This window comes from Tenacibaculum sp. SG-28 (assembly GCF_002954385.1).
Lineage (GTDB): Bacteria > Bacteroidota > Bacteroidia > Flavobacteriales > Flavobacteriaceae > Polaribacter.
Map to the genome: position 1 here is coordinate 398,671 of NZ_MQVY01000001.1, position 13,907 is coordinate 412,577.

12 protein-coding genes are annotated in these 13,907 nt (G+C 32.7%); 8 read left to right on the forward strand and 4 right to left on the reverse strand.

All coding sequences use genetic code 11. From position 1 onward, the window contains the following. The first annotated feature begins 36 nt into the window (after positions 1 to 36). Entirely contained in the window at positions 37 to 963 is a 927-nt protein-coding gene (locus tag BSU00_RS01760; protein ID WP_105002857.1) for a patatin family protein, read from the forward strand. A 58-nt stretch (positions 964 to 1,021) separates the two neighbouring features. On the opposite strand, the gene BSU00_RS01765 is transcribed toward BSU00_RS01760, so the two are convergent. Beyond that, positions 1,022 to 2,338: a S41 family peptidase gene (locus tag BSU00_RS01765; RefSeq protein ID WP_105002858.1), complete on the reverse strand. Its 1,317-nt coding sequence runs from the start codon at positions 2,336 to 2,338 to the stop codon at positions 1,022 to 1,024. Positions 2,339 to 2,591: 253 nt separating this feature from the next. Between BSU00_RS01765 and BSU00_RS01770 the strand changes: the two genes are divergently transcribed. The 6 genes from BSU00_RS01770 to BSU00_RS01795 all read left to right on the forward strand — a co-directional run bounded on the left by BSU00_RS01770 (position 2,592) and on the right by BSU00_RS01795 (position 8,587). Then, entirely contained in the window at positions 2,592 to 3,101 is a 510-nt protein-coding gene (locus BSU00_RS01770; RefSeq protein ID WP_105002859.1) for an RNA polymerase sigma factor, read from the forward strand. Beyond that, positions 3,088 to 3,564, forward strand: a complete 477-nt coding sequence (locus tag BSU00_RS01775) for a hypothetical protein (RefSeq protein ID WP_105002860.1) — start codon at positions 3,088 to 3,090, stop codon at positions 3,562 to 3,564. Before BSU00_RS01770 ends, BSU00_RS01775 begins: the two co-directional genes overlap by 14 nt. Positions 3,565 to 3,597: 33 nt before the next feature. Continuing rightward, complete coding sequence (locus BSU00_RS01780) at positions 3,598 to 4,095, forward strand: DUF4252 domain-containing protein (protein WP_105002861.1); 498 nt, start codon at positions 3,598 to 3,600, stop codon at positions 4,093 to 4,095. A gap of 88 nt (positions 4,096 to 4,183) precedes the next feature. Continuing rightward, positions 4,184 to 4,720 (forward strand): DUF4252 domain-containing protein, encoded by a 537-nt coding sequence (locus BSU00_RS01785; protein WP_158254381.1) that lies wholly within the window; start codon positions 4,184 to 4,186, stop codon positions 4,718 to 4,720. 394 nt (positions 4,721 to 5,114) lie between these two features. Further along, a complete protein-coding gene (gene pgi, locus BSU00_RS01790) occupies positions 5,115 to 6,755 on the forward strand; it encodes a glucose-6-phosphate isomerase (RefSeq protein WP_105002863.1) in 1,641 nt (546 codons plus the stop codon). Positions 6,756 to 7,150: 395 nt separating this feature from the next. After that, on the forward strand, positions 7,151 to 8,587 hold the full coding sequence (locus tag BSU00_RS01795; protein WP_146104774.1) for a DUF1254 domain-containing protein: 1,437 nt from the start codon (positions 7,151 to 7,153) through the stop codon (positions 8,585 to 8,587). A gap of 844 nt (positions 8,588 to 9,431) precedes the next feature. Here the strand turns inward: BSU00_RS01795 and BSU00_RS01805 are convergent. From BSU00_RS01805 to BSU00_RS13830, 3 genes are all read right to left on the reverse strand, one after another. Beyond that, a complete protein-coding gene (locus BSU00_RS01805) occupies positions 9,432 to 10,190 on the reverse strand; it encodes a DUF3667 domain-containing protein (RefSeq protein WP_105002866.1) in 759 nt (252 codons plus the stop codon). Between the two features lie 158 nt (positions 10,191 to 10,348). Continuing rightward, positions 10,349 to 10,960: a heme-binding protein gene (locus BSU00_RS01810; protein WP_233188539.1), complete on the reverse strand. Its 612-nt coding sequence runs from the start codon at positions 10,958 to 10,960 to the stop codon at positions 10,349 to 10,351. Between the two features lie 264 nt (positions 10,961 to 11,224). Then, a complete protein-coding gene (locus BSU00_RS13830) occupies positions 11,225 to 13,699 on the reverse strand; it encodes an AAA family ATPase (RefSeq protein WP_369820235.1) in 2,475 nt (824 codons plus the stop codon). Between BSU00_RS13830 and BSU00_RS13835 the strand changes: the two genes are divergently transcribed. Then, positions 13,683 to 13,907 carry a hypothetical protein gene (locus BSU00_RS13835; RefSeq protein WP_369820236.1) on the forward strand — a complete coding sequence of 75 codons (225 nt, stop codon included), beginning with the start codon at positions 13,683 to 13,685 and terminating at the stop codon, positions 13,905 to 13,907. The two genes, BSU00_RS13830 and BSU00_RS13835, sit on opposite strands and share 17 nt — an antisense overlap.

The window sequence follows — 13,907 nt, forward strand, 5'->3', positions numbered from 1 at the left end:
TTTTATATTTTTAAACAACTAAATTAGACAATTTAAATGAAAAAGGCATTGGTTATCTCAGGAGGTGGAAGCAAAGGAGCTTTTGCTGGTGGTGTTGCAGAATTTTTAATGAAAGAAAAAAATCAAACTTACGATTTATTTTTAGGAGCTTCTACCGGAAGTCTTATGGTAAGCCATCTAGCACTTGGTAAAATACTAGAATTAAAAAAGCTTTACACTAGTGTTAACCAAAATTCTATCTTTAGCAACAACCCGTTTCGAATCAAAACTGTGCACGGAGAAAAGGTGATTTCTATAAGACACCTCAATACTTTTTGGAACTTTCTAAACGGTAGAAAAACCTTTGGAGAAAGTAAAAATTTGCGTCGTCTAATTCGACGAAATATCACTGAAGCAATGTATACTGCTATTCGAGAACAACATAAGGATGTGGTGATAACAGTTTCAAACATAACAACGAATACTATAGAATACAAGTCTATTTTAGATTGTTCCTACGATGATTTTTGCGATTGGATTTGGGGGTCTTGCAACTACATCCCTTTTATGAGTTTGTTGGAAAAAAACCACTGCCAATATGCCGATGGAGGATTTGGTTGTTTGGTGCCAATAAGACAAGCTATCTTGAGAGGTGCAAAAGAAATTGATGCCATTATTTTAGAAACTGAGATTCCAAAGTTAAATAGGTTGCCTGCAAAAAATCCTTTTTCATTAATGTTGAATGTTTTTGATTTTATGTTAGAGCATGTAGAAAAACACAACGTAACCATTGGAAAGTTATCTGCCAAACACAATGATGTTAAACTAAATTTATATTATACACCTACTGTTTTAACTACCAATTCTCTTGTTTTTGATAAAAAATTGATGACAAAATGGTGGCAATACGGCTATGAACATGCAAAGTTTAAAAACGATTCTTTCCGTAGCACCGAATTTAGAGCAGAGTTAATTGATAAATAGAGGATTTTAAATATTAAAACAAAAAAGAGAGGGTTGCCTCCTCTCTTTTATTTGTGTTTTATTTCGATTGCAAGTTTACATACATATTGTTATACAATGGATAGTTAGCCTTAGAACTGCTAATAGTTTTTAGTACAATTGGAGTATTACCAGATTTAGCAGCTCTATTTCCTGTTGTAATCAATTGCAGTGTCCTCGCTAGTAAAGGTTCTTCACGATTTCCCAATACACCTAAATTACCAAAGTCTTCTAGTATTTCTACGGTAGGTTCAATGCCATCTTTATCATTTTTGTCATTTTTGTTTACGATTTCTAAAACAATAGGTTGCATGGCCCAATTATGGTTTGGGTTGATATCTTCTTTAGTATATAGATTCGGAGAATCGTATAAAGTTACTGACCCAACGTATTTACCAACAGTTTTTTCTCCTACTGTGAAAACATTAATGTAAGGTTCAAGACTGTTTATTACAAGTTCAGATGCAGATGCTGAACTACTTGTTGTTATGAAGTAAATGTTTTCTAGGTTTAGAGAATTTATATTTTCAGAGGATTCTATTTTGTTCTTGAATCTATCGATTAGAATTTCTTGATTCTCTATAATATTCATATATTTTTCATTCCATCGTTGTTTAGAAAAAACATCTCCCGTAAATTGTCCGGTAATCATACTTCCTAAATAACTTGCAGTTCTAACGGAGCCTCCACCATTATAGCGAAGATCTATAATAAGTTCTGTAACACCATCTGATTTGAATTGAGAGAAAACTTGGTTTAGTTGAGAGTCAAAAGTAGAGGTAAATCCGTTGTACATTAGATATCCTATATTTTTTCCCCCTTCATTGATCGTTTTTGCCAAATGTATTGGGTTTTCAGTGTAAGAGTTTTTAGTTAGGTTTATGGATGTGCCATTTGTGATAGGATCTCCATTATTGTAATTGGATAAATTAATAGTTAACGAGGTGTTCTCGGAAAATAATAAGTTTCTGTAATTATCAATGGTTATTTGAGTGCCATTTACAGAACTAAACAGCATGCCTCGCTCAACTCCTTGACTAGCAGCATCTGTATTCGGTACAACATATCGTACATATCCAAAAACGTTATTCATTTCGTTTCGATATCTAACTAAACCAAACTCCATTCCTGTTGTTTGTGTTGTGCCTTGAAATTGCTGCTCTAAAGCAATATAATCATCTACAATCCAAGACCATTTATCTATGGTTCCTCTCTGGTATAATAAAGATTCAAAAAGTAGGTTAGGATCATCAAAATCATCTAAGTATTCATTGAGTTGCTGCTGTGACGAAAATCTTCTATCCGATAAATCTGGGATATCGTTTTGCCATAAATAGTAGCGTTTAGCCCTTTCCATATAAAATCTTGAATTTCAACATTGTCTGGTGCGTCTTCTTTTTTACTGCATGAGGAAACAATTGAAAAAAGAAATATTAAAATAAATATATTAGTAAATCTCATGAAAATATAGGTTTTGTTAAGCCAACGCAATTTAAGCAATATTATTATTTTTCAATACAACTTGTAACAAACTTTAACATGTGTCGTCGTAATATTGTAAACGCATAATTAAAAGTGATTTTGAGCTTGCTAGATTAACTAATGAAACAATGAATCAATCCGAATTTTTAAAATCTGTTTTACCGTTTAAAGACAAAGTTTTTCGTTTGGCGAAAAGATTTTTAGTGTCGACCGAAGAGGCAGAAGATGCCACACAAGAATTATTTTTAAAGTTGTGGAAGAATAAGAATAAATTGGGGGAGTACAGAAATGTAGAGGCTTTCGCAATGACGATGACAAAAAATTATTGTTTTGATAGATTGAAATCGAAACAGGCAAGTAATTTAACTTTGGTGCACAGTAATTACAAGGAGAATAATACGTCTTTAGATAAAAGGGTGGAAGATGATGATACTGTTACTTTAGTGCACAAACTAATGGAAAACCTCCCTGAACAGCAAAAGTTAATTATGCAGTTACGAGATATTGAACAATACGATTTTGAGGAGATATGTAAAATGGTACATATGAAACCAACTGCTGTTCGAGTAGCGCTATCAAGAGCCAGGAAAACAATACGATTAGAACTAATAAAACAACAAAACTATGGAGTTAGCTAACATAGAAAAATTAGTAGAGAAATACCTAAATGCAGAAACAACATTACGAGAAGAGCAAGTATTACAAGATTACTTTTCTTCTAATAACATTGCGCCACACTTGCAAGAGTATGCTTTTATGTTTGGGTATTTCAGACAGAGTAGAGATGAAACCTTCAACAAAACCATTCAGTTAAAACCGGAAACTACATTGAGAAAGAACTGGAAATGGTTGTCGGTGGCTGCATCTTTCGCATTACTAGTGAGCACCTACATTGGCGTACAGAAGCAAGAAAATCGTCTAAAAAGACAACAATTAGCACAAATCACAGAGGCTTTAGAGATGGTTTCGGTTAATTTAAATAGAGGGAATAATGCATTGTATGCTGTTTCCAATTCTATGCAAAAAGGACAAGACGCCATCCAGCGCTTAAACACTTACGAGAAATCTGTAAACAATGTATTGCAAAAATTAAATTATTAATAAAAAAACCAAGTAAAATTAAATATTCAAATTATGAAAAAAGTAGTATATATTCTAGCTTTTCTTTTTGTTTCCAATGTCACATTTGGACAATCACTTTTCGATGAATTAGAAGATTTGGAAGAGGTATCTTCTGTGGTAATAACAAAAGATATGTTTGATTTGTTGAAGCAATTTCCAGATGCTAAATCAGAAGATATGGAGGTTTTTAATACCGCAAAGGGATTAGATGAATTGAAAATGTTTTCTACCGATGATCTATCCATAGCAACTAAAATGGAGCAAATGGTGAATAGAGCTATCAAAAACTCGAATTTAACACAATTAATGCGTGTTAAAGATAAAGGTTCAAGAGTGAAGATTTATGTTAAGACAACGCCAAATAAAGAGATTGTTAGTGAGGTTTTAATGTTTGTTAAAAGTGCTGGCGACAATCAGGACGGAAAAAGCTCTACTGTCGTTTCTTTAACAGGAGATATTAATTTAAAAGATCTCTCTAAAATAACAAATAAATATTCAGAGAGTAACTAATAATTAGCGAAGTGCTAGTGTTGTGAACACACCTCTAGCACTTTCTTTAGATATTTTTACCGTTTAACCTTAAAATATGAATTTATTTATGAAAAATATAGTTATGTATGCTTTGGTTATGTTAACTGCTTTTTTTGTCTCTTGTAAAAAAGAGTCTTTGCAAACTTTCATAGTCGAATCTCACGATAAAAAGGGATATGTGAATATGGATATACCGATTAGTGTTTTAGAAATTGCTAATGATGCCATAAATGACGACGACAAAAGTGCGTACGAGAGTATCCGAAAAATTAACATCACTGGATTACCAATGAGTAATACAGATGCAGAGACATACACCAACGAAAAAGCAACACTGCAAAGAATTCTTAAAGAGCCTACTTTCAAGAAGTTGATGAACTTCAAAGATAAAGGGATGCATATAACAGTATATTACACTGGAGAATCTGATGCGATTGACGAAATTGTAGCCTTTGGTTATGGAGAAAAATACGGTGTTGGCGTTGCTCGTTTGCTGGGAGAAAATATGAATCCAGCAAAAGTTATTAAAATGATTCAAAATACCAAGATTGATGAAGATAAGATGAATCTTTCTCAATTATCTAAGTTCTTTGAAGGAAAATAAAAACGAGAAGCATTCTTAAAAAGAGAGAGATATCAATTAATATGATATCTCTTTTTTAATTCTGCACATTTGCAAGGTATAGTATTATAAATACCGGATAATAATCACTGGAATATTTAAATTGTCTTGCTAGTATTGTCACTAGTATACTATTTATTCAGTTGTTGATAGTGTAAATGAACTATATGTCACATCGATTTATGATATTTTAAACAATAGAAAAACATGCCGTATTTTGGCAAACTTCTGTAGAAAGAAACTAGAAAAACAAAAAAGTACATGATGAAAGGCTATTCCTTCAAAACTGTTTTGTAATTGCATTCCAAATAACGAGAAATCTTTCTATATTGCCCTACTAAAATGCCAATCTAAAAACTGAATAGAATTATTATTTATGGGCTTACCAACTACCAACCCTACCACTACAAAATCATGGACGGAATTACAAAGACATTTTGAAATTATCCAAGCAGAGGAAATGAAAGTGTGGTTTCGAGAAAATCCAAAGAGAGCTAAGGAATTAAGTATTGAAATTGAGGATGTATATCTCGATTATTCCAAGAATAGAATAACCAAAGAGACCATGTCTATTTTGTATAGTTTAGCAGAGGAAGTAGGGTTGAAAACAGCAATAGAGGCACAGTTTAAAGGAGTGCAAATTAATAAAACGGAGGAGAGATCTGTTCTGCATACGGCCCTTAGAGGAGGGGAAGAGCTAGAGGTAAATGGTATTCCTATTCATAAAGAAATCACGGATAGTTTATCCAAAATTAAAGCATTTAGTTCTAAAATTCATTCCGGAAAATGGAAGGGATATACTGGAAAACCCATTGATACGGTTGTAAATATTGGTATAGGAGGTTCTGATTTAGGACCGAAAATGGTGGTAGACGCTTTATTGTATTATAAAAGTTCCATAAAATCTCACTTTATCTCTAATGTAGATGGCGATCACGTACATCATATTTTACAACAATTAGATCCGGAAACAACACTGTTTATTGTAGTTTCTAAATCTTTTACCACACAAGAAACGCTTGCAAATGCCGAAACTGCGAGAGCTTGGTTTTTAGAAGGTGCAGCAGAAAAAGACATAGCAAAACACTTTGTAGCGGTGTCTACTAATATGAAAGCGATCAAAACTTTCGGTATCGCTACCGAAAATACATTTCCATTATGGGATTGGGTAGGAGGTAGATTTTCACTTTGGAGTAGTGTAGGACTTTCTATTGCTTGTGTTTTGGGCTACGATCATTTTGAGCAGCTTTTAGAGGGAGCTTTCTCTATGGATGAACATTTTAGAAAGGCCTCTTTTGAAGATAATATCCCTGTTACCCTTGCACTGATAAGCGTTTGGTATAATAATTTTTTCAACAGTGAAACAGAGGCTATAATACCATACAACCAAGCCTTAAATTCTTTAGTTCCTTATTTACAACAAGCCATAATGGAGAGTAACGGGAAGCATATCGATAGAGAAGGCAATTCTGTTGCCTATCAAACAGGAACCATTGTTTGGGGATCTACCGGAACGAATGCGCAACATGCATTTTTTCAATTGCTGCATCAGGGAACTAAGTTTATTCCTGCAGATTTTATAGGATTTAAACAGTCATTTTACAACGATAAAAGTCACGATTTTAAATTAATGTCTAATTTCTTTGCACAAACCGAAGCTTTATTGGTAGGAAAAACCAAAGAAGAAGTTCGAGAGAGTTTACTGCAACAAAATATACCAACTACTAAATTAGAAAGTTTGGTAGCCTACAAATCCTTTGAAGGAAACAGGCCAACCAATACTTTATTGTTCTCTAAATTAACTCCAAAAGTTTTAGGAAAATTAATAGCCATGTATGAGCATAAGTTATTTGTGCAAGGTGTCATATGGAATATTTTTAGTTATGACCAAATGGGCGTAGAATTGGGAAAAGAGTTATCTTCATCTGTATTACAGGAAATACAAAGTTCCTCTGTAAACTCGGAACATGATGCTTCCACAAAGACATTATTAGATACCTATTTGCAAGCACAATAATAAGTTTTCAATTGCTTCAGAACTTTAGATTTAAGGTTTTTTGTTTTTTATAAAGAGAGCTGTAGTTACCAATTTGAGACTATAGGTATCCTGTTTTTTATGGTTTTTACAAATTCGCAAAAAGGAAATGTAATTCTAAATTTTTGAGTTTGGTGCAGTATGTATCTTGGAAAATATCATGATTTTAGGGAAGAATTCCTGGATTGAGCTACCCTTTAAAAGAGTTAGACTGTTGATTCGTTGCTGTTTTTAGTGTGTTCTTATATCTTGTGTCTCCAAGTAGCCTACAAATTGGTTCATGTTCATGTTTTCTAGAAATAAAAGTTTTTTTAAAAGAAAACAATTGATTTTTAAATGATTAATTGTTAAATTTAAAAGAATTAAAAATTTTTATTATGAAAATACTCAACAAGTTTCTTTTTTTTACGGCTGCTTTGTTTCTTTTTTCTTGTGCCTCGGATAAGAATAAAGCCGATACAAATGCATCCGCATCGCTAACTCCCGAAGATTCCACTAAGATAGCATTGGTTACCCAAGCATATATTTTCGGATACCCCATGATGACTATGGAGTATACACATTTAATCTCTTCGAATGTAAAGTCGGATAACGGTATGGGTAAAGGCCCTATAAACCAGTGGGGAAATATGCATAAATTTCCGAAAGCTGGTTTTACCGATGTTGTTCGACCAAATTTAGATACCTATTACAGCGTAATTTATGCCGATTTATCCAAAACACCGCTTTACTTGCACATTCCAGCGACAGAACGATATTACCTAATGCCAATTTTGAATGCGCATGGTGATGTCATTAAATCTTTAGGGACTAGAACTACCGGTCAAAAAGCTTTAGACATTGCTTTGGTAGGACCGTCTTTCAAAGGAGAGATAGATGACGATTTAATGGTTATCCGATCTTCCACAAGTTTGAATTGGATGTTAGGAAGGGTTGCCGTAAAAAACGATGAAGATGGAAAGGCCGAAATTGCAAATTTTCAGTCTAAATTAATTGCTAAACCTCTTGCAGAGAGAAATAATAAAGATTATGCATTACCCAAAGGAGTTGTTAATCCTGATTTAGTGAATTTGGTTCCTATGGATTTGGTTGATGATATGGATATAACTACTTACTTAAATAAAGTAATGCAATTGTTAGTAACCAATCCCCCTTATAAAGCCGATCAGCCGCTGTTTACAGCATTGAAAACTGTTGGAATTACGCCAGGAGGGTCTTTTGATATGAGCCAATTTAGTCCTAATGTACAACAGAAAATCAAAAACATTCCATTTTTTGTGCAAGCACAATTTTCTAAAATGACAGCTAATCCTCCTGTAGAGAATCTACAAAATGGCTGGAATGTCATTACTTCAGGTTTGGGAGAGTATGGCACTAATTATTTTTTACGAGCTTATGTTACCAAAATTGGCTATGGGGCAAACCAATCGGTAGACGCGATATATCCAAATGCTGCCGTAGATGCTAATGGAGATAATTTTAACGGATCTAACCAATACATTTTGCACTTTGATGCAGACAAGATGCCGCCAGCAAAAGGGTTTTGGTCGTTAACGATGTACGATAAAAAAGGCTTTTTAGTGGATAATGCTATCAATCGATATAATTTAGGAAACATGAAAGACCTTACCTATAATAAAGATGGTTCTGTAGATATATACATTCAGTTTGATGCACCAGTTGGTAAAGAATCTAATTGGTTGCCAAGTCCTAAAACAGGAGAGGAGTTTGAATTAACTTTCCGAATGTATTATCCTGGTCCTTCTGTATTAGATAGAACTTTTGAAATGCCTGGTGTACAAAAAGTGAAGTAGTTGTACCTTGTCTTGTTCTGATAAAAGTACTTTAAAAATACTATTTGTGTCTTGTAAATTAGGGTACTAGCGCAATCGATATCAATAGTGTTTTTAAAGTATTTTTTATACTTGTAATTGTTTTGGTAATAACAATTGTTCTTACATATTAATAAATCATTTTTCAATTTATACCTAGATATATGAAACCTATTTTAAAGCAACTTTACGGTATCGTATTATTTTTTTACTTTTTACCGCATGCAACTCTGAAGCAAAAAAAAATACTGCTTTACCAATTAAAAATAAAGAAGTAAAAGCTACCAAATCAAAGTTCGATTCGCTACTTTTTGGGAACTATGTATCGGCATCGTATGCCGATAGAAAAAAAGGATACGACTGGGTCTCGGTTGCTGTTCGAAAAGGGCAAGAAAACCAAATTCATATATCTGTTCGGTCTAGGGCAGATAAAAAAAGCCTACCTGTACTTTTGATGCCATAGCCACCAAACGAAATGATACCGTTTATGAATCTTTTATCAATGAAGCTAAAATAACCTATTTGTTCACGCAAAACTCAGTTACAATAGATACAGAAAATGAGCAGGATCTTGGAGTGCTATATTATTTTTGTAGCGGAGGCGCTTCCTTAAAAAATACCTATCAAAAATTAAACGAGCATCTAGATCTACAACAAATAGATTCTACTAGTTTTTCCGTTTCAAAGATTTTACAAGAGTAAGTATTTTTAATAGGTAATGAAAAGTATTTTTGTTCATGTAATCTCACGTTTTAAGCAACTGCTATTCGATGTTGTATTGGTAGTTGTACCGCACTAAAATATACAAGAGTTTTGTCGATTTATTCTACAAATTTAAGCCTATTAAGGTTATTGAAAAAAGTAACCCTATTAAAATGTAGGTGACGAAGTAGTAGAGTACTAATCGGAATACAATACTTGTTTTTTTTATTTTTTTAAAAAAACCGAAATAGGTGTATAGTCTATAGCCTATGGATAGTAATAATGCAAAACCTATTACATCTTCTTTTTTTGTGCCCCACGCTAGAATTGTAAATACTATGTAAAAGATGGTTTGTTGTGCAGTTATATAGAGGTTTAAAACAATATGTTCCGTGTAGTTTTCTTCTTCTTTGCGAAAACAAAGAAAGGAAGAAATAGATATAACCGGAATAAGTAACAGAATTAGGTAGGCATAATTATTGGATATCCAAACCGATAAGCTATTAACAGAGCTTATCCCGTTTTCTGAGAATTTGACTGATTCGGTAAAACCTTGAATAAATCCATTGATAATATCTGTTACAAGCAAGTTGTTCACGGGGCTAAATGTGGTAACCAAGATATATAGTGTAGTTATCACGAAGAAATATCCAATAGGTTTAAAAAAATATTTTCGTTTACCAATAAGATATTCTTTAATAGAGCCTCCTGGTGCTATGCTTAACTTTATCATGGTATAGAAAAAACCTTTGTTTAAATTAAAAAGCCCCGCCGAAAGTTCATACAACAAATTTGCTGCGTTGATTCGTTGTACGTTGCTTTTCTGACCACAGTAATTACAAAAATTACCTTTAAATGTATTCCCACAATTCTTACATTTCATTGTTAAATCGTTAATAGCGTTAATCTTTTTACTAATTTTTCCAATTTTACGTTTGGTGTTGCGATTAGAAAGAGTACTACGTTTTAGTATTTTTTTATAGTTTAAAATTAGGTTCTCTGTGGATACTAATTTCTTATATAGTATCTATGCTCGACTCTTTATTTTAAATAGCTTTTGGGTAATTCCACTATAATTTCATTTTTCCGATTAAAAAATTCATAAGGAGCATTGTACCCTAAAAAATAAAATTTGTTGGAATAAGGAATTTTAGCAACGTCTAAAGCCTTACACAGCTCTTGTTTATATTTTGTGATTTTATCATCGTTTGCCCATCCTGTAAAACGAATTGCGGCAACAGTTTTAGCAGGTTCCTCAATAAATTTAATTTGTTGTTCTAATGGTTTTGGAAGTTTCTCCTTTTGTAGCTTTCTCGGTACCATAAACATCATGGTAGTAGAGTCGGACAAAGACATGCTAACTGGAGAAGTCATTGCGATTTTCTCGTTTGTTTCGTTGTTTCCAAATATATACCCGGCTAGCATGGAGAATCCTTTTTTAGAAGATTTTTTGTACGTGTCATTAGAAATGGTAACTGATGTAAACAAACTAGCCTCATAAGCTCTAATTTCAAATGTACTTCCCTTTTTAATTAAGGTATATGGGTACATTTCAATATTTCTTTGGCTGTTTAAAGCAAATACTTGTACCACTATAAAAGCGAGAAATAGTATCCCTAAAGCAAGTAGTAGTAGTTTTATTTTTACTGGCATTAGTCGTAAATATTAGTAGTTAAAAAGTAATGTATTTCAAGTGATAAAACAGGTGCACAAATGTATTTGAAATACAATAAATACGTAAACTAAAATAGTAAATATTGATAACAATAAAAATTCAGACTATTAATACTTTATGGTACCGTTTTTAAAGCTGTATTATTTGAGTCCTCATAACACATTTGCTAAAATCATAGTAATGGCTTGGGTATTCCTTTTTTTACATATGATTAAATTTTATACCTATTTTTAGTTTTGTGTTTATTCAAACTTTTTTTGAAGTACGGCTTTAATTCCTTCTAAGTTTTCTGTAAATAATTCCATTTGACTTATAATTTGTACCATTTCATTATTGTTGCCAATACTTTTTAATCTGTTGTTTTTTGCAAATATTGTTTTGATCTCTTGCCATCGAACCATATCCTCCTCTGTTTGCTGTTGTACTAGTTCTTTGTATTTTAATAAGTTAGCTTCGGCAGAGGCAGTAAGGGTTTGTGATTCACTTTCGTAATGACTCAATAATAAACGATTTAGTTCTTTTTCATTCATAATAGGCACTAATTTGGCTACCAACTTGTTCATGTCACGGTAGGAGCCTTGAAGTTTAAAAGATGGTTCCGTTCTGTATGCATCTTCCATTGCTGCAGATTGAATGTAGGTCCTATTCACTTTAACAATCGTGTCTCTAACAGCTAATACCTTTTTTAAGATTGCCAAATAATCTTGAACTTCTTGTTTGGTATGGTTTCCTTGTAATTGTATATCTTCGTTATTGTTTTCAAGTTTTTCGATTAAAGCATACACATCCTCAAAATGTTTACTACTTAATTGGTGTAAAATAGGATTTGAGGTTAATGAGTTTTCAATTAAGCTCAATTTGAACAAATGCTCAGTATCACCAATAATATCTCCTAAGTTATAAATGTCTGCTCTATTTGCGAGCATATCTGGTATTTGGAACTTATCTCCACTCTCGGTGTATGGGTTTCCTGCCATAACAACACAAAACTTTTTTCCTCGTAAATCATAGGTTTTTGATTTGTTGTTGTAAACTCCTTCTATTTTTCGAGTACCATCCGATAAGGATATGAATTTTTGTAAGAATTCAGGATTACAGTGTTGTATGTCATCTAGATATAACATCACATTATCTCCCATTTCAAAAGCAAGATTTAACTTTTTAAGCTCTTCGCGAGTTGCGGAATTAGTAGCAGCCATTGGATCTACAGATGTAACTTCGTGACCAATTGCAGGGCCATTAATTTTCATAAAAACAAGACCTAATCTATTGGATAGATATTCCATGAGTGTAGTTTTACCATATCCCGGAGGCGAAATGAGTAATAACATTCCCATACGGTCGGTTCTTTTATTATCTCCTAAAGCTCCAAGTTGTTTCGCAAGGTTATCACCTATTATTGGAAAGTATACTTGGTCAATTAATTTGTTTCGAACGAAAGACGTAAGTACTTTTGGTTTAAACTCTTCTAGTTTTAGGGTTTCTTTTAGCGATTCGGTTAATTTTTGCTTTGTTTTTTTGTATCGTAGATAATTCGGAACCTCAATGTTGCAGAAAGCCTCAAGTTCTTTAATAAACTGATGGTAATTAAAAGAATACGCACCATTTTCTATACTTGTATGATTTCCTTTTAATCCCGAAATTTTAACCTCAGGATGTACACTAATGGTATTTTGTAAAGAAAGATCTTCAAAAAGAAGTGTTGCAACTACCTCGGCGGTGTAGTTTTTTAAGGTTGGTTCTTTAGCTAAAATATACGATTGGACCCATTGTGTTGTAAGTTGGATTCTATCAAAGTATTCTTTTTGTTTTTCAATTCCTGTTTTGAATTTGTGTAAAGCGTTTTCTTTTTTAATATTTTTTAAGAAGTTATGCTTGATGTTTGCAGCCTCTGCACTCACTTCAAACGAATTTTTGTTTTGCAATTCTCTACATAAATAATCGGCAATATCCGCAGTGTTTATGTCTGAAAAGAAATCTGTTACTTTTAAAAAATCAAGAATGGAATCTTGTAATTCATCCTTTACAAAACCATAAGATGAAGTCGTAGGGAATACCTCTAGTACCTCTCCTGTTGTTCTTATAGCAGACTGCAAACGTTTTTGTTCTTTTTCTTCTAAATAATTCCAATAATACTGAGCAAATGCTCTTGTTTCTGGAGTGTAAGTTAATAGTCCTAGTTCACTGTGTTTGTGTACCAGTGTATGTAGTATTTTTGCTGCATCAATATCATGCACTCCCTTTAAATATCCCTCAGAGTATAAGTTACTACTTTCTTGTTGAACTAGGTTAATAAGTTGGTTTTCCGATAGATTTAGTAATTCACTTTCAGAAGATTTTTTAAAAATGTTATATGCTAAATATGCAGACCTGTATACCTGCATATTTTCGGATACCAATTCTTGATTCCAGTATTTTTTCGATGCTAATAAGGTTTCGTTATTTATTTCTTGATAGAAATCAGTACTTGTTAGGTGGTAGTACAATTGTTCATTTTTAAATACAATGGTTAAATCAAGTATTTGTTTATTTACGCCAAACTTATGTTTTCCTAATTTAATTACATTGTCGCCATCCTCATATAACTCTTGCTTATCTTTTAATTTGCGTAAGGCGTCTTCTTTTGCTGATTTTAATTGGGTTTCAATAGCTTCCGCTTTTCCGATATCTTCAAGTTCTTTTAACTGCGAAACGATATCTTTGACTTTAGCAATCATTAAATCGGATGAAAAGTATCCATTGATTTCAGAAACAGAGCCTAAAGAAAGCGCTTTTTTAGTTATTCCTTTAATAATGCGTTCTGAGGCAGTTTGTAATGCAGTACTCTTTTTATTTCTTCTTTCAAGTAAGTTGTTTTTTCTATTGTCAAAAGCATTGTGTATTTCCTCTCGTTTTTCGATTATGATTGATATGAATGCTTCATAG